The following is a 24,699-nucleotide window of genomic DNA, read 5'->3' on the forward strand; positions in this document are numbered from 1 at the left end:
CAGGATCATGGCGCACTTTGGGCGACGAATTTCCATTCGAATGATGAACTGACGCACCCTCCCGCGTGCATGTGGCACGCCGGGAACCCATACTTATTGCATTAAGGACATCACCATGCCCATCGGCACTGTCAAATTCTTCAACACCGAAAAGGGTTACGGCTTCATCGCTCCGGAAAACGGCGGCGAGGACAGCTTCGTGCACATCAGCGCGGTGCAGGCTTCGGGCCTGGCTTCGCTCGAGCAGGAACAGCGCGTTTCCTACGAGGTCGAGACCGGCCGCAACGGCAAGAAGGCCGCGGTGAACCTCGCGCTCGCCTGATCGGCTTGCACGTAACCCGGACCGGCCTTCGCGCCGGTCCGGTTTTCGCTCCGACCTGCCATTCCAACCCGAGGAAATCCGGAGCATGAGTGTAAGCTACAAGTTCGCCACCGAGCAGGCCGACGCGGCCGCGAAGGCCGCTGACGAGGCGGTTCTTGCCAATGTCCGCGAGCGCGCGCTGCGGTCCGAAACCGCCTGGCGCACGATGGCCTCGCAGGCCTTCAAGACCGAAGAAACCCGCCGTCGGCGTGAAGAAACCGCCGCCAGCGCACGCGACGAGGCCTGAGCCTTTTCGCACGGGCGCTATCTCGCCGCGCCCCTCTGGACGCATCTGCAAAGCGTCCCTACCATCACACGTATCCCCGGGGAGCCAGCAGGGCGTTCGCGTCCACCGGCTGAGAGTTGTGGGTATGCTCCACAAGACCCGTCGAACCTGAACCCGTTAATACGGGCGGAGGGAGTGGACGGTGTGCCCGGAGCTCTACGCCGGAAATCCGTACTTCATCTCTCACGCCCTCGATCAGAGAGAAGCGTGTATGGCCGACATCAACAGCAAACTGGAAATCGGTGTGACCACCGGGCCCATCCGGGGCTCGCGCAAGATCCACGTTCCCGCGCAGTGCAACTCCGCAATCCGGGTCGCGATGCGTGAGATCGACCTCGAACCCTCCAGCGGAGAGCCGCCGGTTCGGGTCTACGACACCTCGGGGCCCTATACCGACCCTGACGCCACCATCGATATTTCGGCAGGGCTGGCCGCGCTGCGCCGCGACTGGCAACTCGCCCGCGCAGACGTCGAAGAGTACGCGCCGCGCGAGGTGAAGCCCGAGGATAACGGCATGACCGGGCCGGATCGTTCGGGCGGCGTGCCAGCGTTTCCGACCGCGCTGAGAAAGCCGCTGCGGGCACAGGCGGGGGGCAATATCTCGCAGATGCACTATGCGAAGCGCGGCATCATAACCCCCGAGATGGAATACGTCGCCGAGCGCGAGAACCTGGGCCGCGCGCGGCTGGCCGAGTACACCCGCTCGGGCGAGAGCTTCGGCGCCTCGATCCCCGACTACGTGACGCCCGAATTCGTGCGCGAGGAAGTGGCCCGGGGCCGTGCGATCATCCCCAGCAACGTCAACCATCCCGAGTGTGAGCCGATGGCGATCGGGCGCAACTTCCTGGTCAAGGTCAACGCCAATATCGGCAATTCGGCCGTCGCCTCGGACGTCGCCAGCGAAGTCGACAAGATGGTCTGGTCGATCCGCTGGGGCGCGGACACCGTCATGGACCTCTCGACGGGCCGCAACATCCATGACACGCGCGAATGGATCATCCGCAATTCGCCCGTGCCGATTGGTACCGTTCCGATCTATCAGGCGCTGGAGAAGGTCGGCGGTGTCGCTGAGGATCTGACCTGGGAGGTGTTCCGCGATACGCTGATCGAACAGGCCGAGCAGGGCGTCGACTACTTCACGATCCATGCCGGCGTTCGGCTCGCCTACGTGCCGCTTGCCGCCAAGCGGCTGACCGGCATTGTCAGCCGCGGCGGTTCGATCATGGCCAAGTGGTGCCTTGCTCACCACAAGGAATCGTTCCTCTACGAGCACTTCGACGAGATCACCGAGATCATGAAGGCCTACGACATCGCCTACTCGCTCGGCGATGGCCTGCGGCCCGGCTCGATCTATGATGCCAACGACGAAGCGCAGTTCGCCGAGCTTTTCACGCTGGGCGAACTGACGAAGAAGGCCTGGAGCCAGGACGTTCAGGTCATGATCGAAGGCCCCGGCCATGTCCCGATGCACAAGATCAAGGAGAACATGGAAAAGCAGCTGGAGAGCTGCGGCGAGGCCCCGTTCTACACCCTGGGGCCGCTTACCACCGACATCGCGCCCGGCTACGATCACATCACCAGCGGTATCGGCGCGGCGCAGATCGGCTGGTACGGGACGGCGATGCTCTGCTACGTGACGCCCAAGGAGCACCTTGGCCTGCCCGACCGCGATGACGTCAAGGTGGGCGTCGTCACCTACAAGCTGGCCGCCCACGCCGCCGATCTCGCCAAGGGCCATCCGGCGGCGCAGGTGCGCGACGATGCGCTATCGAAGGCGCGTTTCGAGTTCCGCTGGCGCGACCAGTTCAACCTGTCACTCGATCCCGACACGGCCGAACTCTACCACGACCAGACGCTGCCCGCCGAAGGCGCCAAGACCGCGCACTTCTGCTCGATGTGTGGCCCCAAGTTCTGTTCGATGCGTATCAGTCAGGAAGTGCGCGACTTTGCTCTCCAGCAGAACCAGCCTCCGACTGGCTTCCTCGCTGCGGAGGAGGCGCAGATGGGAATGAAGGAGATGAGCAAGGTCTTCAAGGAGACCGGCTCGAAGCTCTACACAGGGCGCGTAGAGCGTGAGCACGATTGAAACTGAGGTCTTGGTCCGGTGGTTCTGCGAATGCAGAGGCACCGGACCCAAGCTTCTAGCCCGCTCTATTCATGACGGGACTGCTCCCGGTTGATCCGACTTCTCTCTTTCGGAGGCCAGGTGATCAGGGCGAGCGCCTCCGGCGGCGTTTTTCACCGCGACAGGATCGATGGGCTTTTCAAGGTTGATGGGCGGGGCGTTGGCGTTCGGCGGCACGGCCGCGCTGGTTAGGTCGGTGCTGGCCGGAGGCTGTTAGCGAGGGCTCTGAACACGTCGGCATCGGGGCAGGCTGACGCGAACGCGACACGGATGCGCGAGGCACTTTCGATGACGCGGGCGGCGACCTTGAGCAGCCGCAGACGCAGCGTCGCGAACTCAGCCGTGGCCAGCGCGGTGGTTCTGGGGATCGCTTGCTGGACGCGCCATAGCAGCCAGTAGGCGGCGGTGTGCAGGATCAGCCGCATCTGGTTGGCATTGGCCGAGCGGCATGAGGTGCGGTCGCTGGCAAGTTGGGCCTTGTGGCGCTTGATCAGGTTTTCGGCCTGGCCACGCGCGCAGTAGAGCGTGTCGTAGATGTGTTCGGCCGAATCTTCGGCCAGCGAGGTGACGACATAGCGGATGTCCATGCCCAGGATGCTGGCCTCGATCCTGGCGACGACGCGGCGCTGGCAGCCCCAGCTCTTCGCGCCGTAGCGGATCTGGGCATAGCTGCGCAGCACTGGTACCTGGCGCTCGGCCCGTTTGACCGCGCAGGCATCGGCGGCGGCAACAATGGCGGGATTGGCGCGCAGCGTGGCGTTGGTCGGCAAGCCGAACACGAAGTCGACCCCGGCCGTCTCGCAGAACGCCATGACCTCGGGACGGCCATAGTGTCCGTCGCCCCGGATGGTGATGTGCGTATCCGGCCAGTACCGGCGGATATGGCACACCAGGCGCCGGATATGGCCGGCCGCTTCGGTGCCCGACGGCGTCTTGCCGGTGCGCAGCAGCATCGCCACCGGGCGGCCGGTCGCGGTGTCGTAGACGTGGATCGGCAGGAAGCAGCGTTCGCCATAGTGGGCATTCCAGAACGAGAGCTGTTGATAGCCGTGCACGACATCGCAGGTATCATCGATGTCCAGCGTCACCGCCGCCGGTGGGGCGGGATAGCTGTCGCAGTAGACGCCGATCATCGCGGCCATCATTTTGGCCAACTCCCGCGTGGTCGGGGCGTTCTCCCACCGGCTCATCGTCGGTTGGCTGGCAAGCCCCGCGCCCGATCCCGGCAGCTTGCCCAGCGCCAGGCGGAACCCAGGGTCATCGCGCAGGGCGTCGAGATCATCAGCATCCTCGTAGCCACAGGCGATCGCGAACATGCGGGCCCGCAGAATGTCATCAAGGCGATGGGTCACCCGCACAGGGTCGCGCGGATCGGCCATGCAAGCCGCAAGCCGCCGACAAATCCCCATCGCGCGCTCGGCCTGCGCCAGCAACAGAACGCCTCCGTCAGAGGTCAGCCGGCCACCGTCGAACGCGGCTGTGACCTTCTTGCCGATGACAGCTGGGAATCCGAAAGAGCTTGCGATATTGTCGTTCATGGCGGGTGTGGCCTGTGGCATTTTCTGCCCTGCAACAGGGCCGGCGTAGACACCCAGTTTCTAATTCAGATCAGAGGCTTACGCCACTCCCGCCAACCCTTCAGAACATGTCCGGTGAATAAGAGCGGCTAGAGGAATCCTGCGCCCACACTTAGCCAGGATGTCCCGTCATACTCGACTTCGCACCAGCTGCCAGGAAGGTCCAAGGTCTTGAATGGACCATCGCCCAAGAGAAGCGCATGGTTTCCTGAGGCTCCCGGTCCGCGCACGATGCGGAAACGTGCCCCCGGATACGCCGCCGCCGTGGAAAAGGATACCGAGCAATCCTGCAGGAGGGGGCTGTCCCAGACCTGAGTGGGCTTGCTGGATCTCACATGGAGGGTCTTGCTGGTGCTGTCATTGTTTGTTGAACATCCGGGCACTTGCAGTGAGCTGACACGATGCTGCGCCTGGTAGACGAAAATGCGTCCGACGTGAAAGGTGTCGGATACGCCGGACGCGAAGTCCGAGCTATGGGCACAGATTACCACGCGAAATGTTGATGCTTGCGCATTGGGCAGGACAAAGGGAACGTGAATGGTTCGCCACGTGGGGTTGAGAGGAACATAGACCGACTTGAAATAGCTGCTGACGCCTTCGCCGATGCGTATGTAGACCCCCGGCAACGACTGGGTGAGGGCTTGCGCTAGGTCGATCTCGAGATGGCAGAGCCGTCCTTCTTGCGCATTCGTCAGGTCGAGGGGGAGTCGAACGCTTCCGCTTCCCGCGGTGAGGTTAACCGCGGCAGCATCCCTGCCGTTGACAGCGTCGGATTGACCCAGAGTGATGTTTGCCCCCGAAACCGTGAGCAAAGAGGCAATCGACGTCGTGGAGTCCAACAGAGTGGTGCAGTCTGCGGCAAAAGGCGCAGCGGCTAGTGGAATGTCCGCCTGGCCCGACATTCGCCCGGATGGGCTGTCGATTTGCCCGAAGCCTGGGAGGTTGCAGACAGCGTCGGTCGATGGCGCCGCTCCGGCGAAGACATCGGAGTCTACCGTGACGGTGTTCGTTTGCGCCCAGCGGTTGTTCTTGTCAAAGCTCGTGAAAAGCGCATTGTCGAACTCGAAGATGTAGGGGGCGGCGCCGAAGATCTTGTCCTGCCACGTGAAGCTTCGCAGGTTCGTGGTACGTGAGTAGATGAGACCCCTGGAGCGGCCACTGTCAAGTGCATGCAGGTTGTCGTGAAAACTGACCTGCCCGACGATATACGAGCTGTCTACGGCCGCGTTGCTTTCCTCATAAGCTTCCCATGTCGGATTGGTCGCATGGTCTGCATTGCTGCTCGTATCGGCTGCGGCAATCAGGACGGAACGGTCTTCGGGGCTGTCGTTTTCGTTCCCATGGTAGTTGCGGCTGATTTTCAGTCCCGAGCCCGAGGAGTTGCTGGTTGGGATGATCCAGATATCGGTGCGTACGGGACCGTTCGTGAGCCCTCCGAACCGATTGCCGTCGATGAGGACGTCGTAACCGTTGCGAAGACAGATCCCGTATTTGTACTGATTTATCCAGTTGCTGCGTATATCATGTCCACCGCCAGTCGGGAGCATAATCGCCTTGGAGCCGACAGATCCGGTAAACTTGCTGCGAGAGATCCGCCAGAAGGGATCGTCATTGGAGGATGAACCAAGCGCACACTCGGTGTAGTCATAGAATGCGCAACCATCGACGAGCAGACCAATTCCCCCTGAAGCGCCACCGATGGCAGGAGCGAGCCCGCTGCGTCGGAATACACCTTTGCCGCCGCGTGTCTGGAGGTTCTGGAAACTGATGCCGAAAGATCGGTGGTCCGAGTCGAGCAGGTACTCGCCGTCCGGAATGTGGATGCGGGTCGCATCGCGTCCTTGCCCCTCGAAGAAGACGGCGAAGTTGCCGGTACTCTTGAGGCTTTCGCCAAGCAGGATATTCCCTTTCGGCAGCCAAATCTTGTTACGGTAAATCGGAGCTGCTGAGCCATTCTGGCCGCCGACCAAAGCGGCTGCATCGGCGAAGGCGGCCTTGAGAGCATCGGTATCGGCTGTTTCATCACCGATTCCGACGCCGGCTCGATACTCTCGCAAGTCGATACGCCGCATGTCATCAGCCTGAAGATCGGTAAGGTTCTGCTGGACCGTAAAACCGTTGGCGACGGTGACGGCCATTGCCCCTTGCGGAGATCCAAGAAAATCGCTGGTCGCTACCGTGCGTTGAAGTACGGCGGTATTGGCTTCGTTGCGATAGATTGAAACCAGGCCCTCGGTCTGGATGGCGAAGAAATCGCCATCGTTCGTCTGGTCTAGCGCATCTTGCGTACTGCCATAGGTCGGGCCCACGAAAGCTTCGGCGGTTCCTGCGGATAGCTGTGCTGCTCCCGCCCAGCTCTTTGCGCTTCTCGTACCAGGATCGCCCGGCGATGCCAGGCCTTCAGCCCAGGTCTTGGAGAGTTCCGCGAGGCGACGTGCTTCGTAGGTATTTTCACCAGAGTAGATCAGGGTTTGATCGTTGGCAGTCTCGGAGATGGCGAGGGGCCCTTCGTAGGCGGTAATGATGCGGCTCATGCGCTAGGTGCTCCCTGCTTGATGGTGAAATCTCCGAAACACACCACGCGTCGAGGCTCATTTTCGGGAATGACGTAAAGCGTGTGATGCAAGGGAATAACGTTCTGGGTCGGGGAGAGGACGTTGACGCTCTCCAGCGTGGTCTGGTCGATCTGGGGACGGATAATTGTTCCGCCGACCGCTTCACCGCTCACAGGATGCAGGTAGCCTGGCTCGAACGAGGCCGAAATGCCCTGGAGTCCCTCGGAGGCGTTGTTCAAGGTAATAGCGTTTGGGCCTCCCGGGCCTTGCGAGAAGGCCCATGTGAAGGACGCCCCGGACCAGTCGTCATGCAGTCTGATGAAATCGGCGAGGCCGCTCGAACCACCCCAGGAGGCATGTCGGAAGGCGGTCAGATTTAACTCAAATGCCATGGTTCAATTTCCTCTCGGGAGCGGGAATGGAGGGAACGTGTCGTCGTGGAGTGGGCTGGTTGCTGAGCTGCGTTGGCTGCAGCAGCGCAGCCGCGCTGTTGGAGGAAGTGCCGGTCCCACGCGATGACTGTGCCGCGACTGTCTCGAGTCTGGATAGGACGCGGCGATTTTTCTGATGGGCGGAACCGCTTCGCAGGACGCCTGGCAGTGGCGACTACTGCCGTTCCGTGAGGAGGGAACGAAGACTGTCTCGCGAGCCGCATTCAGCGTGACCGGCAAAGGTGCCGGCGCCGTCTGGCGCGCGGCATTGCACTACCGGCCTCGGGTTTTTCCCCCGAACTGTCAGATAACTGGAAATGATGCTGATGTGTGCGAAACAGACACGCAGACGCAGACTAGGCCGTTGCCATGCATAAGTGGAGTATGCGGGGAAATGTCAGATCGAGGCAATCGCGGCGAACTGATAGTTCACCTTATGTTCCATATTTTTTCCGACTTGTCAAGATCGACAGAAGTGAGCCCAATTCGTGGAACCGACAGGTCAACCTGGTTGGAGGCTAAGTTGTCTGGTGAATGATGGAGAAAGCGATCTTCTTCGGCGAAGTTCAAAGCCTGCGTCCCGGGGGGGGGGCGGGTGTGCTGCCCTGCAGACCCTTTTCGTGGGGGTGTCCCCCGCCGGATGGGCTTCGACGCGACCAAGGTGTGCTTGGGCGTCGAAGCCGGGGTTTCTCAGGAGGACAGCGCAGTCGTCAGCGTTGTCTCGCAGGAGAGGAGCTTTGAAATCGGGCAGTTCGCCTTGGCCCCTGCGGCAATCTCCTCGAACTTCGCCTTGTCGAGGCCGGGGACCTTCGCGTTTAGCGAAAGGGCGCTCTTGGACACCTTGAAGCCGTCGCCATCCTTCTCGAGAGTCACCTTGCAGGTCGTTTCCAGACTGCCATCGGTATAGCCTTCGCCGGCCAGTGCGAAGCTGGTGGCCATCGTGAAGCAGGAGGCATGGGCTGCGGCAATCTGCTCTTCCGGATTGGTGCCGGCGGCATCCTCGAAGCGGGTCTGGAAACCGTAGGGCGCGTCGAGCGCGCCGGATTTCGTGGTGACATGGCCCTTGCCCTCCTTGCCGAGACCTTCGTAGCGGGCGGTGGCGATGTTGACGCTCATCTGGGGCATTCCTTCCTTTGCTGGGTGGTTGTCTCCCAAGCGCGTGAAGGCTACGCGTAGTTCCCCGGATGGCGGATTTGGGTGCGGAACTTGTTGCACTGCAGCATGGTTTGAGAGGATACTCGCTCGCCCACCAAGGAGTCGTCCCGATGCCCGCTGCCACGTCCCCTTCGAATGCGCCGCCCACTGCGGCGCTGCACTGGCTGCAACTGGCCAGTGAAGCCTGGTGGATGTGGGCGGAGGCTTCCAGCGTGATCGCGATGCGTACCGCCATGATCGCCTTCGAGCGGCCGGGGCACGGGCGCGAGGCCGAGCGGATGGTGATCGAGAAGCTGGCCGCCGCCTTCAGCCTTTCGCAGCGCCTCGCGCGGGCAGGGCCGATGGCGCCGGAACAGGTGATGCAGACGATGCTGGCGGTCTATTCGCCGCGCGTGGCGGCCAACCGCAGGCGCCTGACGCGGCGCCTGCAGCGGGGGCATGGGCGCGTCAGGACCGCTTCTTGACGAATTCGGCGCGCAGGACCAGGCCCTTGATGCCCGGATACTTGCAGTCGATTTCCTGAGCATCACCGGTAAGGCGGATCGAAGGGATCAGCGTGCCGCGCTTCAGTGTCTGGCCCGCGCCCTTCACGTCAAGGTCCTTGACGAGCGTGACGGCATCGCCATCGGCCAGCAGGTTTCCTACCGCGTCGCGCACCTCGACGGCGTCCTGCGCCGCGCGCTTGGCCGCCAGTTCGCTGGCGGGCATCCACTCGCCGCTCTCTTCATCGTACACGTAATCTTCGTCGTCGCTCATGCGGGATCCTTCCGGGCAAGGCCCGGGCCATGGCAGAGTGCACGGCAAATTGGGAGCGTAAAAACGTGGGCCGCAGGTTGCGAAGCAGGGACAGGAGAGAGGGACACGTCGCTCCTGTCCCCGCTCCGCGCTCCTGCGACCCGAAAGCCAACAGGAGCGGTCACGCCGGACCGTGCGAGGCGGAAACGACAAGGTTCGACGCGCTCGCATGAAAGCTCGTGGCCTTTTGGGAAAGGCCGTAGGGCAGATCGTAAGGGAGCTTGTCGCATCGACAAAAAACGCCCTTTACGGTGCCCGCCTGCTGGATAGCGATCCCGCTGGCTGCCTCGCCCCTCTAGCACTCATGCGTCGGGCCGCAAGGGAAGAGGGCTCTGCGTTGTTGCAAATTGTTCACATGCTCAAATAGAATTTGATTGCAGCTGTTTAGCCAGGCTTTCGTGGCATGGTTCGGAGGGCGCCTTGTCGGTTTGGTTCCGCTGGAAAACGGGCTAGATGCGCACACATACAGTCCCGGCCCGTGCAAGGAGAAAACCGCCCCGATGACCGACCAATCGACCGAACTGGCCATCCGTGCACGCCGTGCGGCCTTCAATACCGCGATTCGCGAAGGCAATGCCACGGCGATCGGTCCGATTCTCGCGCGCGACTGCGTGATGCTCACGGGCACCGACAGCGCTGTCATTGCCGGGCGCATGGCGCAGGTGAAGGTATGGAAGCGCGACTTCGCGAGTCCCGGGCGGATGGTCTACGCGCGCCTTCCCGATCGGATCGAGGTGTCCGCAGTCGCGCCCATCGCGATGGAGTACGGGGCCTGGCACGGGACCGTAACTGGCGCCGATGCGCCGGCGGCCTCGGGGAGCTACGTCGCGAAGTGGCGCGAGGGGCCCGGCGGCTGGGTCATCGAGGCGGAAATCTTTCTTACCCTTGCTTAACGCTGTGCCGTAACCATCGATCTCCTCGTCCTGCCACATTCGCGCACTGTCTCGCGGGAGATTGCGTAGTGCGATGTTTACGCCCCGAAGGCGTTTCGATCCTATCCTGGCATAGAGGGAAATTACGCAAGGAGGAGACGCCGAGATGCTGAGCCGAAGTGGGGCATCCCCGACTCTCGCGCCGTGCTGGTACACCCGGCGCCATGTTCCGGCGGGAGCGCGAAGCCGCGATGCCGACGGGGTCGTGACCTGCACCTGCCGCCACTGCGGTCGCCGCATCCGCTCGCGCGACCGGGGCCAATGGGACCTGGCCGAAGGTATCGATCTCGATGCCCTGCAGGAGCAGTCCCGGACCGGACATTTCTGCGTGGTCGACACGCTCGATGGCATGGTGATCGCGCGCTATCCCATCGCGATGGATGCCGACGAGGCGTGGATCCGCACGAAGATGCAGGAGATCAGTGCCGAGTACGATGTCGCCGCGTCCGGGGGCGAACTCCAGATCCGGATCGTGCCGGGACGCCGCGAGTCGCGCCTGAAGCACTGAGCCCGAATCGCATGGCTCGGGATGGTAAGGGTCAGTTCAGCGCATTCTCGGCATCGCGGACGGCCTGGGCGGCCTCCTGCGCGCGCCGCGCGGCGTCATCGAGCGTAGGTTTTATCGCCCCCGGGCGGCGCTCCGATCGTTCGGAGCGCGGAGCCTGCGCGTAGGGTGCCGCCGGGGCAGGGGCGGAGTCGTCCGCGGGCGAGGGGAACAACCAGTCCGGCAACGCGTGCGCGCCTGCGGCATTCCTCTCGTCATCACGGGCATCGCCAGGCAAGGTCTCGGGCGCCTGGTAGATTTCATAAGGGGCTGGTTCGGCGTCAGGCAGATCGGCGAATGGCTCGTGGAGCCCGGGGGCCTGGCCAATCGTGTCCGGTTCGCCTGCTCCGTAGTGTTGCAATGAGCGGCCAAGGTCGCTGCTGGCCAGCACTCCGCCAAGAAAGGCGAGGCCGGCAATCGCCAGGAACCAGGTCAGTACGCGCATTGCTCATCCATTTCGTGTCGTGTTCGGCGCGTCCGCATCCCGAGGGCGCCTTCGCACTTCGTCATAACCGGAGCAGGGCGGACGCACAAAGGGCGCCTTCCACGGGGAAGGCGCCCTTCACGCGCTGGCTCTGCAGCGAACGGGGTTGGGAGAGAGGAGGAAAGGTCCCGTTCGCGCGGCCTGCGATCAGTCCGCGAGAACGTTGTCGTGCAGGACTTCGTCCTTGGTGAAGCTGACGTAACGGTTGTTGTACATGCCGGTCACGCGGTCACCCTTGACGTAGAGACGGAAGGGGACGCGGCCTTCGGCCTTGCCTTCGATGACCGTGATCTTGCCCTTCTGCTGCGAGGTGTAGGCGTAATCGACACCCTCGTGCGAGAAGTTGCGGGCTTCGCTGGCCTGGGCCGCGGCGGGAAGAGCAACGGCGGCAACGGCAGCGGCGGTGAAAATCGACTTGAACATGGCAAAATCCTTATGTGGTTGGGGTTGCAGGACTTGCCCTGGCACCTCTTGTCTTTGTTGCGATGCAGCATCCGCAGAATCGCCCTTGCACGCAATGCAGATTTCGGAACCAAATGGTGCACAAAGCGCAACAGTCGGGTTAAATCCATGAGATTTAGCGCGAAACGACACTCGAGATTTCATAAGTGCGATGGCTATCGCGCATTGATATTCGCCTGTCGGATAAAAAGTCGCCCTCGAACCTTTTTGCACTTCGCGATCGGAACGGGCAGAGGGAGACGCGCGAACCCGGTTTGGAGGATCATCTGGAATGCCAATGCGTCGTGCGTATGTCGAACATGTCTTTGTGAGCTGTCTGGCGGCACTGATTCTTGCAGGATGCCAGTCGAACTCCGAGTCGGTGCCCGGCGACGTCGATGATTCGCGTCCCTGGAGCGCCATCGCGCCGGATGAAACCGTGCAGGCCAGCGGAACCGAGCCCTTTTGGAGTGTGCGGGTGGAACGTGGACAGATGATCTACACCGCGCCCGATCTGCCGGAAGGACAGGAGATCGCGGTCACGCGCTTTGCGGGGCGCGGAGGCCTCTCCTTCAGTGGCGAACGGGATGGCAAGGTCTGGACGCTGGCGATCACGCAAGGGGTGTGCAGCGACGGCATGTCGGACCGCAGCTATCCGTTCACGGCAACCTTGGCGGACGGCGTGGCGACCCGCCAGGCTGCGCCTGGAGTGCGGCAAAACCCTATCGCGATGCGAGCTGAGTTGTCTCGACCGGCGCTGCTGGGGTGTCCATGGCCACAGCGGGGCTGATGCCGATGGGTTCGTCGACCTCGGCCCGCGCCGGGGTGAGGTCCTGCGGACCCGGTTCCACATAGAAGCTGGGGCCGTCGAGCTGGAGCGGGGCGTTGTAGGTGTCGCGCCAGTCGGGGCCGATCGGGGCCTTCATCCGCGTGGGCATAACGGCACCGGTCAGGCCGCCAAGCAGGAACGAGGCCGACACGGCCAGAACCAGTGGCTTGGTATACGGCACGAAGTTTCTCCTTTGCCCCTTTCCGCAAATTCAATGCCGCAGGGGCAAGATGGTTCCATCAGGCATCGCCGCCCTGATGTGCCATGCGCCTTGTTTGTGCTGGAGAAATAGCAGTACTTCCCGGTTCGGAAATCCTATTGCATTGCAAAATATCTGTTTTTTAATCGAAAATTGCGCAAACTGCTTTTCTTCAACGGCTGATTCTGCTAGACGATGTCTACGGGAAAAGAAGATGATCTCGCGGCAAAGTCGGGACGTCTTCGGGAAGAGGATGCGTGTCATGAAGCAATTTCTGGCAATGCTTAACGCGGGCCTGATCGTATACGCCCTGTCGATGACGGGACGTTCGGAGCCGCTTCTGGATTTGTAGAGCTTGGGCGCACTGTTCACCCCCTGTGCGCCCACCCTGACCCCCGAGCGGACGATCTGGCCCTTTCACCGATGCGGACCGTCTGACCCACGTTGAAAACACGCCAATAGAAGCGGCGTGGGGCAGGTGATCCGGGAGAAAGAGGCAGATCGTCTCGGGGATGTGAAGCTTGAGGAGAAGCTGCGCGGCCCAAGGTCGTGCAGGCCGGTACGGTCCGGCCACGAAGTCGGACCGACCAGAACGAATGGACCTCGCCTTGAACTGACGAACGGCGCAGGAACACACGAACGGACACCGAGGGAGGGGAGACCGTGCAGGGCGCAAGCAGGCTCAAGACCTGCAGTGCCCTGCTATTTTTTTGCCCGTTTCCCGTCAGTCCCCCGGAGCCCAGCCTGGCGCAGCCAGCTCAAACACCGAAAAATCGAAGCCGGGGGTGACGATGCAGCTGACCAGCGTCCAGCCTGGCGCGCCGCGCGCGAGCGGCCAGGCTGCCTGCCAGTAGCCTTTGGGCACGCGCAGTTGCGGCGCCTCGCCATTGAGGATGTCCCCGCCCAGGATCTCCTGACGAACCGGCCCGGCGTCGGTCTCGGACTGGGCCAGGGCGAGCGGACTGCCCGCATGCCACAGCCAGATCTCGTCCGCATCGAGCACCCGGTGCCAGTGCGAGCGCTGGTGCGCTTCGAGCAGGAAATGGATCGCCGTCGCGCCCGCGCGCTCCCCGTCCGGGGCAGGCGCGCGCCAGGTTTCCTTGTACCAGCCACCCTCAGGATGCGGGATCAGGCCAAGGCGCTCGATGAGCGTCGCGGGGCTTGCAGGAGCGTGCATGGAGTGTCCTTCCGGTGGTTGGCAAGGGAGCCAGGGTAGGATCGCCGATGTGGGCGCCAAGGGCAACCGTGCGTACGGTAGCGGTTTTTTCTCGTGAATACCTTGGGTTCCGGTGAATTGGCTCTTGCGTGGGGGAGGGCGGCTGCGCCACCTTGGCCTTCTCCCCATTCCTACAAGGTGTTCCTCTATGTCCCGCCCTTCGCTGCTCGCCCTTGTTCTTGCCACCGCCGTGACGTGGCCGGTGAGCGGGCACGCGGCGTCATCGCCCGCCGATGTCGCGGCTGCCGCGCTGCGCAACGCGCCGGTCTGGGACGGCCACAACGACGTGCCCGAGCAGCTGCGCGAGCGGCGCCAGGATCTCCTGGCCGGCTTCGACTTTGCCGACACGATGAACACGGCCGATCCGGAGAGCGGCAAGGGACCGATGCAGACCGATCTGGCGCGTCTTCGTGAAGGCAAGGTTGGGGCGCAGTTCTGGTCGGTCTACGTCTCGGCCATGCTGAACGAGCAGCAGGCGGTGCAGGCGACGATGGAGCAGATCGACGTCATGAAGCGGATTATCGCCGCGCACCCGGACGAGATGATGTACGCGACCAGTTCGGCCGAGGTCGAAGCGGCGCGCAAGGCGGGCAAGATCGCCTCGCTCATCGGCATGGAAGGCGGGCATTCGATCGGCTCGTCGCTGGGCGTCGTGCGCCAGATGTACGAGCTGGGCGCGCGCTATCTCACGCTGACCCACTTCAAGAACACCCCCTGGGCCGACAGTGCCACAGACGCGCCCGAACATGACGGGATGACCGACTTCGGCAAGGATCTGGTGCGTGAGATGCAGCGCATCGGCATGCTGGTCGATCTTAGCCATGTCTCGCCCAAGACCATGGCCGATGCGCTCGACGTCGCGCGCGCGCCGGTGATCTTCAGCCACTCGGGCGCGCAAGGCGTGGACGGGCATCCGCGCAATGTGCCCGATGCGATCCTCGATCGGATCAAGGCCAATCGCGGGATCGTGATGGTGAACTTCTACCCCAGCTACGTGAGCGAGGAACTGCGCCAGTGGCAGGCGAGCCGGCTGGGTGAGGCCGCGCGCCTGAAGTCGCTCTATCCCAACGCGCCCGAGACGGCTGAAGCGGGCATGGAAAGCTGGATCTCGGCGCACCCCAAGCCGGTCGCGACCGTGGCGCAGATCGCCGATCACGTCGAGTACATCGCCAAGCGCATCGGCACCGACTACATCGGCCTTGGCGGCGACTTTGATGGGGGATCGGTGGGAGTCGAGGGGATGCCCGATGTCTCGGCCTATCCGGCGCTCTTCACCGAACTGGCGCGTCGGGGTTTCGCGCAGGACGACCTGGAGAAGATCTCCAGCCGCAACATGATGCGCGTGCTGAAGGCCGCGGAAGCCTATGCCAAGGCGCACGCTCAGGATCCCGCCATCGAATCGCCAACGGCGTTCTGAGCGGGTGGTGCGGGTCCTGTCCCCCTTCGTGTCCGCGGGGATACGGGGGGCGGGAGGGTCCTAGGCCCTTTTCAGTTCCGAGGCGCTCTTGAGGACCTGCGCTCCGTCCTCCTGTTCGATCAGGTAGGCGGGGTTGTCGGCGCTGGCGTTGCGGACGATCTCGCTGCCCTTGATGGTGCGGGTGACGCGGCTTTCAAAGCGCTCGGTGACCGTGCCGCTGGCCGAGGCATCCCCCCAGTTTCAGCGCACGCAGGTGCCCTTTTCAAAGTCGGTGGCCATCGGTTTCAGGCGGCCTCGTTCGGGGCCTGCATCACGTTTTCGGCATTTGCGCCAGAGGCCGAAGTCTCTGCTTCCTCGCCGGAGAGCAGCGCGCCGGTCATCCAGGCGAGCGAGAGGCCGATGATGGCAAGCGCGAGGCTGATACCAAGGACGTAGCGCACGATATGGGGCGTGTCGCCGCCGCGGGCGGCATCCTCGTCGATGTGCGTTTCGGTAGGGGGGCGTTCCATGTCGCATCCTTTCCGCAGATAATGTGCTTATCCGAAAAGGAACGCGACATGGCGCCGATATGTTCCTGCGTGGATCGCAGGCCGTACGCGATCAGTCGCGCAGGAGGTCGTTGATGCCGGTCTTCGAGCGGGTCTGCGCGTCGACGGTCTTCACGATCACCGCGCAGTAGAGCGAGGGGCCGGGGGTGCCGTCGGGGAGCGGCTTGCCGGGCAGGGTGCCGGGCACGACGACCGAGTAGGGCGGCACGTAGCCGACGTGGACTTCGCCGGTTGCGCGGTTCACGATCTTGGTCGAGGCGCCGAGGTAGACACCCATCGAGAGGACCGCGCCTTCACCCACGCGCACGCCTTCGGCCACTTCCGAACGCGCGCCGATGAAGCAGTTGTCCTCGATGATGACGGGACCCGCCTGGAGCGGTTCGAGCACGCCGCCGATGCCCACGCCGCCCGAGATGTGGACGTTCTTGCCGATCTGCGCGCACGAGCCGACGGTGGCCCAGGTGTCGACCATCGTGCCTTCGCCCACGTAGGCGCCCAGGTTCGTGAACGAGGGCATCAGGACCACGCCCTTGGCGATGTGCGCGCTGCGGCGCACGACCGCGCCCGGAACCACGCGGATGCCCGCGTCCTTGAAGTCGGCTTCGGTCCAGCCGGTGAACTTGAGCGGCACCTTGTCGAACGCGGGTGCGCCGGCCGAGCCGTATTCCATCGGCGCGTTGTCGTTCAGGCGGAACGAGAGGAGGACCGCCTTCTTGAGCCACTGGTTGACCGTCCAGCCACCTTCGCCGTCGGGCTCGGCCACGCGCGCCTTGCCCGAATCGAGCAGGCCGAGCGCCTCGTCGACGATCTTGCGCACGTCCTCGCTGGCAGGGGTCACGTTGGCGCGGTCTTCGAAGGCGGCTTCGATCGCGGTTTCGATATCGGACATCTGGGGTGTCTCCGGGAAAAGAGGGGTTGCAGGTACGTTTCGGCGCTGCGCCTATCGCGGCGGGGCGCGTTGAACAAGAAAAAGGATTGCGGTGGGGCTAAGCGTGTTCGAATATTTCGCCCGCCTCCAGCGCCAGGGGATCAGCCCAGTTCGTCGTCGGGCTCCATGAGGCCGCGCACGAAGCCGATGAGGCCGGTCTGGCGCGCACGGCGCAGGCGTTCGGAAGCCAGGATCTGCTTCACCTTGGCAAAGCAGGCTTCGATGTCATCGTTGACCACGACGTAATCGTAGCCGTCCCAGTGGCTGATTTCCGAGCGGGCTCGCTCCATGCGCGCGGCGATGATCTCGGCGCTGTCGGTGCCGCGTCCGGTCAGGCGGCGGCGCAGTTCCTCGATGCTGGGGGGCAGCAGGAAGATGCGCACGACGTCGCGTTCCAGCTTCTGGTAAAGCTGCTGGGTGCCCTGCCAGTCGATGTCGAAGATGTAGTCCTGCCCGGCCTTGAGCCCGGCCTTCACCTGCGCCTTGGGGGTGCCGTAGCTCTTGCCGAAGACGTGGGCCCATTCGAGGAACTCGCCATCCTCGGCCATGCGGTCGAACTGGTCCTGGCTGACGAAGTGGTAATCGCGGCCATCGACCTCGCCCGGGCGCGGGGCGCGGGTGGTGCATGAGACCGAGTTGCGGATGTGCGGATCGTGTTCGAGCAGCATGCGCGAGATCGTCGTCTTGCCTGCGCCCGAGGGCGAGGAGAGGATCAGCATGAGGCCGCGCCGGTCGAGCGCGTTGCCTTCGTCATGGGCGGAACGTGTGGAGGAGGTGTCGCTGGGCATGCCTCCCGATGCAGGCAGACCTTGCGCAAATCAAGCGGAACTGGCCCGCAAACGGCGAAACCTCCACGGTTCGGGAAGGTGCAGGTGGCCTGAGACGGGCCTAGTCTTGGGCGCCGTCCTCGGCCATTTCCGCGAGCTTGCTTGCGCCCGAGGCCGCGGCCTTGTGCTCTTTATGCCGGTCATACAAGGTCTTGGCGATGAGGCTTCCGCCCACCACCAGCGCGCCGGGGATCGAGCGCATGGCGACCTTGGCGATCGAGCGGTGCAGGAGGACCTGCGCCATCGAGCGGCCGCGCAGGATCTGGCGGGCCTTGCGCGGCGCATAGGCGCGGCCGAGCAGCGCGCGCTCCACCGCCTGGCGCGCGATCAACGAGGTGGCGCGCAGGGCGATGTCGGCAATGGCGAGGTTGGTTGCAGGGTTGGGGCTGGGCCCCAGCACCCGCGCGGCAGGCAGCTTGGAGTCCGCGCGCTTGACGTAACGCAGGCCCGGGCTGAGGCCCGGGGTAACCTGGGCTTGCTGCGCATCGAGGGGCAGAGGTGATGGACGATCCACGTCCACCGTCAGCGGAGCGGTCGGTTCTGCCTCTTTCCTGCCTGCCATCGTGCGCGTTTCCATCCTGGTGCGGCGCCAGGGCCGCGTCTTGAAGTGCAGGCGGCCACGTGGGGCCGATTACGACTTCTTGCCGAAATCCACAGAGACGACGTTGGAGCCGTCTTCGCTGGGGGTAACGCGCGAGGCAATGTCGCGTTCCATCGGATCGTTCTCGGCCGGCAGCGTGTCGTCGAAGTCCTCGTCGCCTTCCATGGCCTGGAACTGGAGGCCGAAATCGACCGCCGGATCAACGAACGCGGTGATCGCCGAGAAAGGAATGTCGAGCTTGGAGGGCATCTGGTTGAAGCTCAGGCTGACCGTGAAGCTGTCGTCGCTGACGGCAAGGTCCCAGAACTTGTTCTGCAGAACGATGGTCATCTCGTCCGGGAAGCGGGCTTTCAGTTCCGGGGGAATGGAAACTCCCGGAGCGCCCGTCTTGAACGTGATGTAGAAGTGGTGATTGCCGGGCAGGACGCCATTGGTGGCTTCGACCTGGCCCAGCACGCGTCCCACGACGGCGCGCAGGGCTTCCTGCACGATTTCATCGTAAGGGATCAGGCTATCGGGTGGCGTATCGTTCATCGCGCTCTAGGTGCGCATCGTTGGGCTTGGGGTCAAGCCACAATGGACTCATTTTTGCACCATTCCGTGCGCGCGCGCGTCGAAAATACATCAGGCTGCCGCTGGCCGCACGGATGCAATCGGAAAGTGGGCGCGAACAACGCATGCGATTGATTCCCGCTCGCACAGGTTTATAGGCCCATTTCATGCGTACAGCCTCGATCACCCGCAAGACTCACGAGACCGACATCCATGTGGAGGTCAATCTCGACGGCACCGGCCAATATGATGTCACGACCGGCATCGGCTTTCTCGATCACATGATCGAGCAGTTCTCGCGCCATTCGCTGATCGACATCACCTGCCGCATCAAGGGCGATCTGCACGTCGACCAGCACCACACGACCGAGGACAGCGCCATCGCCATCGGCCAGGCCATTTCCGAGGCGCTGGGCGACAAGGCGGGCATCGGGCGCTATGGCGACGTCAATTCGCCGATGGACGAGGCGCTGAGCCGGGTCTCGCTCGATATTTCGGGCCGTCCCTACCTAGTCTGGAAGGCGGGCTTCACGCAGGACAAGCTGGGCGAGTTCGACACCGAGATGGTCGAGCACTGGTTCCACTCGATCGCGCAGGCGGTCGGCATCACGCTGCACATCGAACTGCTCTACGGTACCAACAACCACCACATCTGCGAGGGCATCTTCAAGGGCTTTGCGCGCGCCATGCGCACGGCGGTCGAGCTGGACCCGCGCAAGGGCGGGGCGGTCCCCTCGACCAAGGGTATCCTCGGGGCCAAGTCGCTCTGATGGCCGAGAAGCTGGCCCTCATCGATTACGGCGCGGGCAACCTGCAATCGGTCGCCAATGCGCTGAAAGCCGCAGGCGCCGAGAAGGTCACGATCACGGCCGACCCGATGTTCGTGCGCACGGCCGACCGCATCGTGCTGCCGGGTGTGGGCGCGTTCAAGTCCTGCGCCGATGCGCTCTGGGCGATTCCCGGCATGGTCGATGCCCTGCACGAGCGGGTGCAGATCGGCGGCGCGCCGTTCCTGGGCATTTGCGTGGGCATGCAGCTGCTCGCCTCGCGCGGGCTCGAGTTCGGCACGACGCCCGGGCTCGACTGGATCGCGGGCGAGGTGCGCCGGATCGAGCGCGACGACCCGGCCATCAAGGTTCCGCACATGGGCTGGAACGATGTGGGCGTAGGCCGCCACGATCCCGCGCAGGGGCTCATCGCAGCCGGTGAAGCCTACTTCCTGCACTCCTACCACTTCGTGCCCGACGAGGGCCACGCGATTGCCGCGATGACCGACCATGGCGGTGGCCTCGTCGCCGCGGTCGCGCAGGACAACGTCGTGGGCGTGCAGTTCCATCCCGAAAAGAGCCAGGCCTATGGCCTTGCCCTCCTGACCCGATTCCTCGACTGGAAGCCCTGACATGATCGTTTTTCCCGCCATCGACCTCAAGCAAGGCCAGGTCGTGCGTCTCGCCGAAGGCGATATGGCGCGCGCCACCGTCTACGGGGACAACCCGGCGGCCCAGGCTGCGCTCTTCGCCGAGGCCGGTTCGCAGTTCCTGCACGTCGTCGATCTCGACGGCTCGTTCGCGGGCAAGGCCGAGAACCGCGAGGCGGTCGAGGCCATTCTCGAGACTTTCGAGGGTCATGTGCAGCTGGGCGGCGGCATCCGCACGCCCGAGGCGGTCGCGGGTTGGTTCAACCTGGGTGTCAGCCGCGTCGTGATGGGCACCGCCGCGCTCAAGGACCCGCAGTTCGTCAAGGACATGGCGCGCGAATACCCGGGCGGCATCGTTGTCGCCGTCGACGCGCGCGATGGCATGGTTGCGACCGAGGGCTGGGCCGATGTCTCCGACGTGTCGGTCGTGGACCTTGCGCGCCGCTTCGAGGATGCGGGCGTCGCCTCGCTGCTTTTCACCGACATCGGCCGCGACGGCATGCTCAAGGGCTGCAACGTGCAGGCGACCGTCGACCTTGCACGCCAGACTGAGATGCCGGTGATCGCGAGCGGCGGCGTGAAGGGGCTCGACGACATCCGCATGCTCAAGCTGCATGAGAAGGACGGCATCGAGGGCGTCATCACCGGCCGCGCGCTTTACGATGGGCGCCTCGATCTCGCCACCGCGATCCAGATGGCCGAAAGGGACTGAGCCCATGACCGTTCGCGTCCGTGTCATTCCCTGTCTCGACGTGGCCGAAGGCGCGTGGTCAAGGGCGTCAACTTCGTCGACCTCAAGGACGCAGGCGATCCGGTCGAGCAGGCGCGCGCCTATGATGCGGCCGGAGCCGACGAATTGTGTTTCCTCGACATTTCGGCCAGCCACGAGGGCCGGGGCACGCTGCTCGACATCGTGCGCCGTACCGCCGAGGTGTGCTTCATGCCGCTGACCGTGGGCGGAGGCGTGCGCACCGCCGAGGACGCGCGCGCGCTGCTGCTGGCAGGCGCCGACAAGGTGGCGGTCAATTCGGCTGCGGTCGCCCGGCCCGAAGTCGTCTCGGACATCGCCGCGCGCTTTGGCGCGCAGTGCATCGTCGCCTCGGTTGATGCGCGCCGGGTCGATGACGGCACTGGCCCCAGGCGCTGGGAAATCTTCACCCACGGCGGGCGCCGCCCGACCGGGATCGACGCGCTGGAGCACGCCGCGAAGCTGGCAAGTCTGGGCGCGGGCGAACTGCTCGTCACCTCGATGGACGGCGATGGTACCAAGAAGGGCTATGACCTCGACCTGACCCGCGCGATTGCCGACAACGTGTCCGTGCCGGTCGTCGCAAGCGGGGGCGTGGGCAATCTCGAACATCTCGTCGAGGGCGTCACCAAGGGGCATGCGAGCGCGGTCCTAGCAGCCTCGATCTTCCACTTCGGCACCCATTCGATCGCCGAGGCCCATGCGGCGCTGCGCGCGGCCGGGCTTCCGGCGCGGGGGCAGTCGCTCCACCACGGTTGAGCCGGGGCGCTACCGCGCCGGGCTGGTCTGAACTGGTGTGGCTCATTCCAGGACAATTACGTATTCAGGGCTTGAGACAGGCCTCGCTTACGGGAATGGCCAAAGTCACTATCCGCGCCATTGGGGAGAGGGCGATGTTGTTCCAGGTCGTGTGCGTTGCCTTTGGCGGAGCTTTGCTCGGCGCGCTTCCGACGCATGCGGCGGACGGCGTGAGCCTGCCGGAACCAAGCGGGCTTCTTCTGCTGGGTCTGGGCATTGCCGGGGTGGCGCTGGGGCGACGCTTCTCGCGAGGCCGCAAGGGGGAGTGAGCTGCGCCGAACAGCGGGCTTGACCGGCGCGGCCGCGCACCGCATGGCAGGCGCACCATGAGCGCACCCGATACACCATCCGATACCCTGGCCCGCCTTGAAGCCACCATCGCGCAGCGCCGCCAGGCCGACCCGTCGTCGAGCTATGTCGCCAGGCTAAACGCCAAGGGCATCAAGAAGATCGCCCAGAAGGTCGGCGAAGAGGGCACCGAGACGGTCATTGCCGCGCTCGCCGAGGACGAGGCTGCGCTGGTGGGCGAGGCGGCGGACCTGATCTTCCACCTCATGGTCCTGCTCAACGCCAAGGGCGTGCCGTTCGCCGATGTCCTGGCCGAACTCGACCGCCGCGAAGGCGTGTCGGGGATCGCCGAAAAGGCCGCGCGCGCCCAGGACTGATACTTTTCACGTTCGTTCCACGCCGGAGACGTCCATGCCCATCGATCCCAAGCAGCCCTACGACGACGCCAACATCTTCGCCAAGATCCTGCGCGGCGAATTGCCCTGCGACAAGGTCTACGAGGACGAGGTTTCGCTCGCTTTCAACGACATCCGCCCGCAGGCGCCCGTCCACGTGCTGGTGATCCCCAAGGGCGCCTATGTCTCGTGGGACGATTTCACCGCAAAGGCGGGCGACGCCGAGATCGCGGCTTTCATGCGGGCGGTCGGCCATGTGACGCGCCAGTTGGAGCTCGACACGCCGGGCTACCGCCTCATGGTCAACATGGGGCAGGCCGGGCACCAGGAAGTGCCGCATCTGCACGTCCACATCTTCGGCGGCCGCCAGTTCTTCCAGATGATCGCGGACTGACGCGTTCTGCGGTGCGTGCCGGGACCGCCCGGCACGCGCCGTCGCAGCAAGGGGGCGACTGGCCGGACGCCGGGGCCTCTTTCAACCACAATCTGCCCTTCAGGCCGCGTGTGACACGCAGCTTCTCTTTGCAGGGCATCATGTGAGCGCTATTGCTCCGCGCACGATGACCAGCCCTCCTCCCCTGACTTCGCTTGCGCCCGTCAACGGCACCATCGTTCCTTCCGGCAACGAGGATGCCAGCGGCTCGCACCACTATCCCTTGCGCGTCTATTACGACGACACCGATGCGGGCGGCGTGGTCTACCACGCCAACTACGTCGCCTGGTTCGAGCGCGCGCGTTCGGACCTGCTCGAGGTGCTCGGCATCGACCAGAGCGCCGCGCTGGAAGATGGTTCGGGGCTCTACACCGTGGCCGAAGTCCATGTCCGCTATCTCGCGCCCGCGCGGCTGGGGGACACCGTCATCATCGTCACCACCGCGCAGCAGGTCGGCAAGGTGCGCTGCACCCTGCACCAGACCGCCTGGCGCGGGGAAACCAAGCTGGCCGAGGGCGTGGTAAAGGTCGGGTTCATCGGCCGTGATGGACGACCGCGCCGTCAACCCGAGGCTGGCAACAGGCCTTCGCCACTTTCTCACCCGTACACCCCATTACGCCCGCATCCGCTCCGGAAGGACACGAATGATCCTCGACCTGCTCGCCCCCACGCTTGATTTTGCCGGTGACAGCGACCGGCTCAATCCGGTGACCCTGTTTCTCGATGCCGATATCGTCGTGCAGGCGATCATGCTGGGCCTGATCCTGGCTAGCGTCTGGGTCTGGACCATCATTGTCACCTTCACCTTCCGCATCGGCCGCGTGAACCGCACCTGCGATGAGTATGAGGACGGCTTCTGGAAGGCCCAGAACTTCGAGGCGTTCCAGAAGGAGCGCCGCCGCGCCGACGTGCCGATGGGCAAGGTCGCGGGCTCGGGCTTGGCCGAGTGGCGCCGCAACGCGCAGGTTCCCACGCTCGATGCCGAGGGCGCGCGCCAGCGTATCGCGCTCGCGCTGACCTCGTCGGTCGGCGAGGAGGCCGAGAACCTCTCCAACCGCCTGAACTTCCTGGCAACGGTCGGCTCGGTCGCGCCGTTCGTGGGCCTGTTCGGCACGGTCTGGGGCATCATGAACAGCTTCTTCCAGATCGGTCAGCAGCAGAATTCCTCGCTCGCCGTGGTGGCTCCCGGCATTTCCGAGGCGCTCTTCGCGACCGCCATCGGCCTTTTTGCCGCCATTCCTGCCGTGATCGCCTACAACCGCTTCTCGCACCGCGTGAACATGGTCGAATCGCGCCTCCAGCGCTTTGCCGACAAGCTCCACGCCGCGCTGACCCGCCAGCTGGAGTCGCGCTGAGATGGCGATGGGCCTCAACGGCGGCGGAGGACGGCGCGGCCGGGGTGGGCGCAGCCGCGCCCCCATGGCCGAGATCAACGTGACCCCGCTGGTCGATGTCATGCTGGTGCTGCTCATCATCTTCATGGTGGCCGCCCCGCTTCTGAAGGCCGCCGTGCCGATCGAACTGCCGCAGAGCCGCGCCAAGGCGATGGCCGAGGAAACCCAGCAGATCACCATTACCCTGCGTCGTGACGGGGCCATCTTCTACGAAGATCAGCAACTGGCTGCGGGCGAACTGGGCGAGCGCCTGGCTTCGGTGCAGCCGGGCGCGGACGGCAAGATGCCGCTCGTTTCGCTGCGCGGCGACAAGGCGCTCGACTACGGGCGCGTCATGGGGGTCATGGGCGAACTCAACCGAGCTGGCTTCACCTCGATCTCGCTGGTGACCGACGTCAGCGGCGGTTCAGGAAGCTGACGTAG

32 protein-coding genes, 2 pseudogenes and 1 riboswitch are annotated in these 24,699 nt (G+C 64.2%); of the genes and pseudogenes, 18 read left to right on the forward strand and 16 right to left on the reverse strand.

Annotation, left to right across the window (positions count from 1 at the left end):
* The first annotated feature begins 115 nt into the window (after nucleotides 1–115).
* From MBENS4_RS11870 to thiC, 3 genes are all read left to right on the forward strand, one after another.
* Complete coding sequence (locus tag MBENS4_RS11870; protein WP_039390941.1) at nucleotides 116–322, forward strand: cold-shock protein; 207 nt, start codon at nucleotides 116–118, stop codon at nucleotides 320–322.
* Nucleotides 323–407: 85 nt separating this feature from the next.
* A complete protein-coding gene (locus tag MBENS4_RS11875) occupies nucleotides 408–608 on the forward strand; it encodes a hypothetical protein (RefSeq protein WP_039390944.1) in 201 nt (66 codons plus the stop codon).
* 67 nt (nucleotides 609–675) lie between these two features.
* Nucleotides 676–800: riboswitch (TPP riboswitch) on the forward strand.
* Nucleotides 801–858: 58 nt separating this feature from the next.
* Nucleotides 859–2,733: a phosphomethylpyrimidine synthase ThiC gene (thiC, locus tag MBENS4_RS11880; RefSeq protein WP_039390947.1), complete on the forward strand. Its 1,875-nt coding sequence runs from the start codon at nucleotides 859–861 to the stop codon at nucleotides 2,731–2,733.
* 227 nt (nucleotides 2,734–2,960) lie between these two features.
* Here thiC and MBENS4_RS11885 read toward each other — a convergent pair whose 3' ends face one another.
* From MBENS4_RS11885 to MBENS4_RS11900, 4 genes are all read right to left on the reverse strand, one after another.
* Entirely contained in the window at nucleotides 2,961–4,310 is a 1,350-nt protein-coding gene (locus tag MBENS4_RS11885; RefSeq protein WP_445321508.1) for an IS1380 family transposase, read from the reverse strand.
* 128 nt (nucleotides 4,311–4,438) lie between these two features.
* Nucleotides 4,439–6,883 (reverse strand): hypothetical protein, encoded by a 2,445-nt coding sequence (locus tag MBENS4_RS11890; RefSeq protein ID WP_039390951.1) that lies wholly within the window; start codon nucleotides 6,881–6,883, stop codon nucleotides 4,439–4,441.
* Nucleotides 6,880–7,296, reverse strand: a complete 417-nt coding sequence (locus MBENS4_RS11895) for a hypothetical protein (RefSeq protein ID WP_039390952.1) — start codon at nucleotides 7,294–7,296, stop codon at nucleotides 6,880–6,882. The genes MBENS4_RS11890 and MBENS4_RS11895 overlap by 4 nt, the downstream gene beginning before the upstream one ends.
* Before the next feature lie 729 nt (nucleotides 7,297–8,025).
* On the reverse strand, nucleotides 8,026–8,451 hold the full coding sequence (locus MBENS4_RS11900; protein WP_039390954.1) for an OsmC family protein: 426 nt from the start codon (nucleotides 8,449–8,451) through the stop codon (nucleotides 8,026–8,028).
* A gap of 149 nt (nucleotides 8,452–8,600) precedes the next feature.
* On the opposite strand from MBENS4_RS11900, the gene MBENS4_RS11905 reads away from it, so the two are divergent.
* Nucleotides 8,601–8,954, forward strand: a complete 354-nt coding sequence (locus MBENS4_RS11905) for a hypothetical protein (protein WP_039390956.1) — start codon at nucleotides 8,601–8,603, stop codon at nucleotides 8,952–8,954.
* Here MBENS4_RS11905 and MBENS4_RS11910 read toward each other — a convergent pair.
* Nucleotides 8,938–9,246 carry an alkylphosphonate utilization protein gene (locus MBENS4_RS11910; protein WP_039390957.1) on the reverse strand — a complete coding sequence of 103 codons (309 nt, stop codon included), beginning with the start codon at nucleotides 9,244–9,246 and terminating at the stop codon, nucleotides 8,938–8,940. The genes MBENS4_RS11905 and MBENS4_RS11910 overlap by 17 nt on opposite strands.
* Nucleotides 9,247–9,785: 539 nt before the next feature.
* Here MBENS4_RS11910 and MBENS4_RS11915 point away from each other — a divergent pair.
* A complete protein-coding gene (locus MBENS4_RS11915; protein WP_039390959.1) occupies nucleotides 9,786–10,178 on the forward strand; it encodes a YybH family protein in 393 nt (130 codons plus the stop codon).
* Between the two features lie 145 nt (nucleotides 10,179–10,323).
* Complete coding sequence (locus MBENS4_RS11920) at nucleotides 10,324–10,725, forward strand: hypothetical protein (RefSeq protein WP_039390960.1); 402 nt, start codon at nucleotides 10,324–10,326, stop codon at nucleotides 10,723–10,725.
* Nucleotides 10,726–10,756: 31 nt separating this feature from the next.
* Here the strand turns inward: MBENS4_RS11920 and MBENS4_RS11925 are convergent, their stop codons facing one another.
* Together MBENS4_RS11925 and MBENS4_RS11930 are read right to left on the reverse strand one after the other, a co-directional pair.
* Entirely contained in the window at nucleotides 10,757–11,206 is a 450-nt protein-coding gene (locus MBENS4_RS11925; protein WP_039390961.1) for a hypothetical protein, read from the reverse strand.
* A gap of 186 nt (nucleotides 11,207–11,392) precedes the next feature.
* On the reverse strand, nucleotides 11,393–11,668 hold the full coding sequence (locus MBENS4_RS11930) for a hypothetical protein (protein WP_039390963.1): 276 nt from the start codon (nucleotides 11,666–11,668) through the stop codon (nucleotides 11,393–11,395).
* A 310-nt stretch (nucleotides 11,669–11,978) separates the two neighbouring features.
* Here MBENS4_RS11930 and MBENS4_RS24755 point away from each other — a divergent pair, with 310 nt between their 5' ends.
* On the forward strand, nucleotides 11,979–12,476 hold the full coding sequence (locus MBENS4_RS24755) for a COG3650 family protein (protein ID WP_199904373.1): 498 nt from the start codon (nucleotides 11,979–11,981) through the stop codon (nucleotides 12,474–12,476).
* On the opposite strand, the gene MBENS4_RS25390 is transcribed toward MBENS4_RS24755, so the two are convergent.
* From MBENS4_RS25390 to MBENS4_RS11945, 3 genes are all read right to left on the reverse strand, one after another.
* Complete coding sequence (locus tag MBENS4_RS25390) at nucleotides 12,409–12,696, reverse strand: hypothetical protein (RefSeq protein WP_052322228.1); 288 nt, start codon at nucleotides 12,694–12,696, stop codon at nucleotides 12,409–12,411. The two genes, MBENS4_RS24755 and MBENS4_RS25390, sit on opposite strands and share 68 nt — an antisense overlap.
* Nucleotides 12,697–12,726: 30 nt before the next feature.
* On the reverse strand, nucleotides 12,727–12,978 hold the full coding sequence (locus MBENS4_RS25395; protein ID WP_144400903.1) for a hypothetical protein: 252 nt from the start codon (nucleotides 12,976–12,978) through the stop codon (nucleotides 12,727–12,729).
* 460 nt (nucleotides 12,979–13,438) lie between these two features.
* Entirely contained in the window at nucleotides 13,439–13,891 is a 453-nt protein-coding gene (locus MBENS4_RS11945; protein ID WP_039390967.1) for a cupin domain-containing protein, read from the reverse strand.
* A gap of 187 nt (nucleotides 13,892–14,078) precedes the next feature.
* On the opposite strand from MBENS4_RS11945, the gene MBENS4_RS11950 reads away from it, so the two are divergent.
* Nucleotides 14,079–15,347: a dipeptidase gene (locus MBENS4_RS11950; protein WP_039390969.1), complete on the forward strand. Its 1,269-nt coding sequence runs from the start codon at nucleotides 14,079–14,081 to the stop codon at nucleotides 15,345–15,347.
* 60 nt (nucleotides 15,348–15,407) lie between these two features.
* Here MBENS4_RS11950 and MBENS4_RS24760 read toward each other — a convergent pair.
* The 6 genes and pseudogenes from MBENS4_RS24760 to MBENS4_RS11975 form a co-directional block, all read right to left on the reverse strand.
* Nucleotides 15,408–15,575 (reverse strand): annotated as a pseudogene (locus MBENS4_RS24760) (DUF2945 domain-containing protein); the annotation flags it as partial.
* 56 nt (nucleotides 15,576–15,631) lie between these two features.
* On the reverse strand, nucleotides 15,632–15,856 hold the full coding sequence (locus MBENS4_RS11955; protein ID WP_039390971.1) for a hypothetical protein: 225 nt from the start codon (nucleotides 15,854–15,856) through the stop codon (nucleotides 15,632–15,634).
* A gap of 91 nt (nucleotides 15,857–15,947) precedes the next feature.
* The gene (gene dapD / locus MBENS4_RS11960; protein WP_039390973.1) at nucleotides 15,948–16,784 is read right to left on the reverse strand and encodes a 2,3,4,5-tetrahydropyridine-2,6-dicarboxylate N-succinyltransferase; all 837 of its coding nucleotides are present in this window, start codon (nucleotides 16,782–16,784) and stop codon (nucleotides 15,948–15,950) included.
* A 140-nt stretch (nucleotides 16,785–16,924) separates the two neighbouring features.
* Entirely contained in the window at nucleotides 16,925–17,611 is a 687-nt protein-coding gene (gene gmk / locus MBENS4_RS11965; RefSeq protein WP_039390975.1) for a guanylate kinase, read from the reverse strand.
* Nucleotides 17,612–17,711: 100 nt separating this feature from the next.
* Complete coding sequence (locus MBENS4_RS11970; protein ID WP_242404882.1) at nucleotides 17,712–18,212, reverse strand: hypothetical protein; 501 nt, start codon at nucleotides 18,210–18,212, stop codon at nucleotides 17,712–17,714.
* Between the two features lie 69 nt (nucleotides 18,213–18,281).
* Nucleotides 18,282–18,785: an SspB family protein gene (locus MBENS4_RS11975; protein WP_039390978.1), complete on the reverse strand. Its 504-nt coding sequence runs from the start codon at nucleotides 18,783–18,785 to the stop codon at nucleotides 18,282–18,284.
* Nucleotides 18,786–18,970: 185 nt separating this feature from the next.
* Between MBENS4_RS11975 and hisB the strand changes: the two genes are divergently transcribed.
* From hisB to MBENS4_RS12025, 10 genes and pseudogenes are all read left to right on the forward strand, one after another.
* Nucleotides 18,971–19,573, forward strand: a complete 603-nt coding sequence (gene hisB / locus MBENS4_RS11980) for an imidazoleglycerol-phosphate dehydratase HisB (protein ID WP_039390981.1) — start codon at nucleotides 18,971–18,973, stop codon at nucleotides 19,571–19,573.
* Entirely contained in the window at nucleotides 19,573–20,202 is a 630-nt protein-coding gene (hisH, locus tag MBENS4_RS11985) for an imidazole glycerol phosphate synthase subunit HisH (RefSeq protein WP_039390983.1), read from the forward strand. Before hisB ends, hisH begins: the two co-directional genes overlap by 1 nt.
* A gap of 1 nt (nucleotide 20,203) precedes the next feature.
* Complete coding sequence (gene hisA / locus MBENS4_RS11990) at nucleotides 20,204–20,932, forward strand: 1-(5-phosphoribosyl)-5-[(5-phosphoribosylamino)methylideneamino]imidazole-4-carboxamide isomerase (RefSeq protein WP_039390985.1); 729 nt, start codon at nucleotides 20,204–20,206, stop codon at nucleotides 20,930–20,932.
* 4 nt (nucleotides 20,933–20,936) lie between these two features.
* A pseudogene (gene hisF, locus MBENS4_RS11995) lies at nucleotides 20,937–21,727 on the forward strand (imidazole glycerol phosphate synthase subunit HisF).
* A 95-nt stretch (nucleotides 21,728–21,822) separates the two neighbouring features.
* A complete protein-coding gene (locus MBENS4_RS12000) occupies nucleotides 21,823–22,035 on the forward strand; it encodes a PEP-CTERM sorting domain-containing protein (RefSeq protein ID WP_039390987.1) in 213 nt (70 codons plus the stop codon).
* Between the two features lie 57 nt (nucleotides 22,036–22,092).
* A complete protein-coding gene (locus MBENS4_RS12005) occupies nucleotides 22,093–22,431 on the forward strand; it encodes a phosphoribosyl-ATP diphosphatase (protein WP_039390989.1) in 339 nt (112 codons plus the stop codon).
* A 34-nt stretch (nucleotides 22,432–22,465) separates the two neighbouring features.
* Entirely contained in the window at nucleotides 22,466–22,843 is a 378-nt protein-coding gene (locus MBENS4_RS12010) for a histidine triad nucleotide-binding protein (RefSeq protein WP_039390991.1), read from the forward strand.
* A 142-nt stretch (nucleotides 22,844–22,985) separates the two neighbouring features.
* The gene (locus MBENS4_RS12015; protein WP_340140817.1) at nucleotides 22,986–23,558 is read left to right on the forward strand and encodes a YbgC/FadM family acyl-CoA thioesterase; all 573 of its coding nucleotides are present in this window, start codon (nucleotides 22,986–22,988) and stop codon (nucleotides 23,556–23,558) included.
* The gene (gene tolQ / locus MBENS4_RS12020; RefSeq protein WP_039390992.1) at nucleotides 23,527–24,237 is read left to right on the forward strand and encodes a protein TolQ; all 711 of its coding nucleotides are present in this window, start codon (nucleotides 23,527–23,529) and stop codon (nucleotides 24,235–24,237) included. Before MBENS4_RS12015 ends, tolQ begins: the two co-directional genes overlap by 32 nt.
* 1 nt (nucleotide 24,238) lies before the next feature.
* Nucleotides 24,239–24,694 carry an ExbD/TolR family protein gene (locus MBENS4_RS12025; RefSeq protein WP_039390994.1) on the forward strand — a complete coding sequence of 152 codons (456 nt, stop codon included), beginning with the start codon at nucleotides 24,239–24,241 and terminating at the stop codon, nucleotides 24,692–24,694.
* Nucleotides 24,695–24,699: the final 5 nt, after the last annotated feature.

Origin of the sequence: Novosphingobium sp. MBES04 (genome assembly GCF_000813185.1) — a bacterium.
GTDB lineage: Bacteria > Pseudomonadota > Alphaproteobacteria > Sphingomonadales > Sphingomonadaceae > Novosphingobium > Novosphingobium decolorationis.

Excerpts from the sequence above, each read along its gene's own strand:
- gmk (WP_039390975.1), bottom strand. The coding sequence starts at position 17,611 with ATGCCCAGCGACACCTCCTCCACACGTTCCGCCCATGACGAAGGCAAC.
- MBENS4_RS11925 (WP_039390961.1), bottom strand. The coding sequence starts at position 11,206 with ATGCGCGTACTGACCTGGTTCCTGGCGATTGCCGGCCTCGCCTTTCTT.
- MBENS4_RS11915 (WP_039390959.1), top strand. The coding sequence starts at position 9,786 with ATGACCGACCAATCGACCGAACTGGCCATCCGTGCACGCCGTGCGGCC.
- MBENS4_RS12010 (WP_039390991.1), top strand. The coding sequence starts at position 22,466 with ATGCCCATCGATCCCAAGCAGCCCTACGACGACGCCAACATCTTCGCC.
- MBENS4_RS11905 (WP_039390956.1), top strand. The coding sequence starts at position 8,601 with ATGCCCGCTGCCACGTCCCCTTCGAATGCGCCGCCCACTGCGGCGCTG.
- MBENS4_RS11885 (WP_445321508.1), bottom strand. The coding sequence starts at position 4,310 with ATGAACGACAATATCGCAAGCTCTTTCGGATTCCCAGCTGTCATCGGC.
- MBENS4_RS11910 (WP_039390957.1), bottom strand. The coding sequence starts at position 9,246 with ATGAGCGACGACGAAGATTACGTGTACGATGAAGAGAGCGGCGAGTGG.
- MBENS4_RS11970 (WP_242404882.1), bottom strand. The coding sequence starts at position 18,212 with ATGGCAGGCAGGAAAGAGGCAGAACCGACCGCTCCGCTGACGGTGGAC.
- MBENS4_RS11950 (WP_039390969.1), top strand. The coding sequence starts at position 14,079 with ATGTCCCGCCCTTCGCTGCTCGCCCTTGTTCTTGCCACCGCCGTGACG.
- MBENS4_RS11895 (WP_039390952.1), bottom strand. The coding sequence starts at position 7,296 with ATGGCATTTGAGTTAAATCTGACCGCCTTCCGACATGCCTCCTGGGGT.
- MBENS4_RS12005 (WP_039390989.1), top strand. The coding sequence starts at position 22,093 with ATGAGCGCACCCGATACACCATCCGATACCCTGGCCCGCCTTGAAGCC.
- hisA (WP_039390985.1), top strand. The coding sequence starts at position 20,204 with ATGATCGTTTTTCCCGCCATCGACCTCAAGCAAGGCCAGGTCGTGCGT.
- MBENS4_RS11930 (WP_039390963.1), bottom strand. The coding sequence starts at position 11,668 with ATGTTCAAGTCGATTTTCACCGCCGCTGCCGTTGCCGCCGTTGCTCTT.
- MBENS4_RS24755 (WP_199904373.1), top strand. The coding sequence starts at position 11,979 with ATGCCAATGCGTCGTGCGTATGTCGAACATGTCTTTGTGAGCTGTCTG.
- MBENS4_RS11945 (WP_039390967.1), bottom strand. The coding sequence starts at position 13,891 with ATGCACGCTCCTGCAAGCCCCGCGACGCTCATCGAGCGCCTTGGCCTG.
- dapD (WP_039390973.1), bottom strand. The coding sequence starts at position 16,784 with ATGTCCGATATCGAAACCGCGATCGAAGCCGCCTTCGAAGACCGCGCC.
- hisH (WP_039390983.1), top strand. The coding sequence starts at position 19,573 with ATGGCCGAGAAGCTGGCCCTCATCGATTACGGCGCGGGCAACCTGCAA.
- tolQ (WP_039390992.1), top strand. The coding sequence starts at position 23,527 with ATGATCCTCGACCTGCTCGCCCCCACGCTTGATTTTGCCGGTGACAGC.
- MBENS4_RS11890 (WP_039390951.1), bottom strand. The coding sequence starts at position 6,883 with ATGAGCCGCATCATTACCGCCTACGAAGGGCCCCTCGCCATCTCCGAG.
- MBENS4_RS11870 (WP_039390941.1), top strand. The coding sequence starts at position 116 with ATGCCCATCGGCACTGTCAAATTCTTCAACACCGAAAAGGGTTACGGC.
- MBENS4_RS11955 (WP_039390971.1), bottom strand. The coding sequence starts at position 15,856 with ATGGAACGCCCCCCTACCGAAACGCACATCGACGAGGATGCCGCCCGC.
- MBENS4_RS11900 (WP_039390954.1), bottom strand. The coding sequence starts at position 8,451 with ATGAGCGTCAACATCGCCACCGCCCGCTACGAAGGTCTCGGCAAGGAG.
- MBENS4_RS11920 (WP_039390960.1), top strand. The coding sequence starts at position 10,324 with ATGCTGAGCCGAAGTGGGGCATCCCCGACTCTCGCGCCGTGCTGGTAC.
- MBENS4_RS25395 (WP_144400903.1), bottom strand. The coding sequence starts at position 12,978 with ATGACACGCATCCTCTTCCCGAAGACGTCCCGACTTTGCCGCGAGATC.
- hisB (WP_039390981.1), top strand. The coding sequence starts at position 18,971 with ATGCGTACAGCCTCGATCACCCGCAAGACTCACGAGACCGACATCCAT.
- thiC (WP_039390947.1), top strand. The coding sequence starts at position 859 with ATGGCCGACATCAACAGCAAACTGGAAATCGGTGTGACCACCGGGCCC.
- MBENS4_RS11875 (WP_039390944.1), top strand. The coding sequence starts at position 408 with ATGAGTGTAAGCTACAAGTTCGCCACCGAGCAGGCCGACGCGGCCGCG.
- MBENS4_RS12000 (WP_039390987.1), top strand. The coding sequence starts at position 21,823 with ATGGCCAAAGTCACTATCCGCGCCATTGGGGAGAGGGCGATGTTGTTC.
- MBENS4_RS11975 (WP_039390978.1), bottom strand. The coding sequence starts at position 18,785 with ATGAACGATACGCCACCCGATAGCCTGATCCCTTACGATGAAATCGTG.
- MBENS4_RS12025 (WP_039390994.1), top strand. The coding sequence starts at position 24,239 with ATGGCGATGGGCCTCAACGGCGGCGGAGGACGGCGCGGCCGGGGTGGG.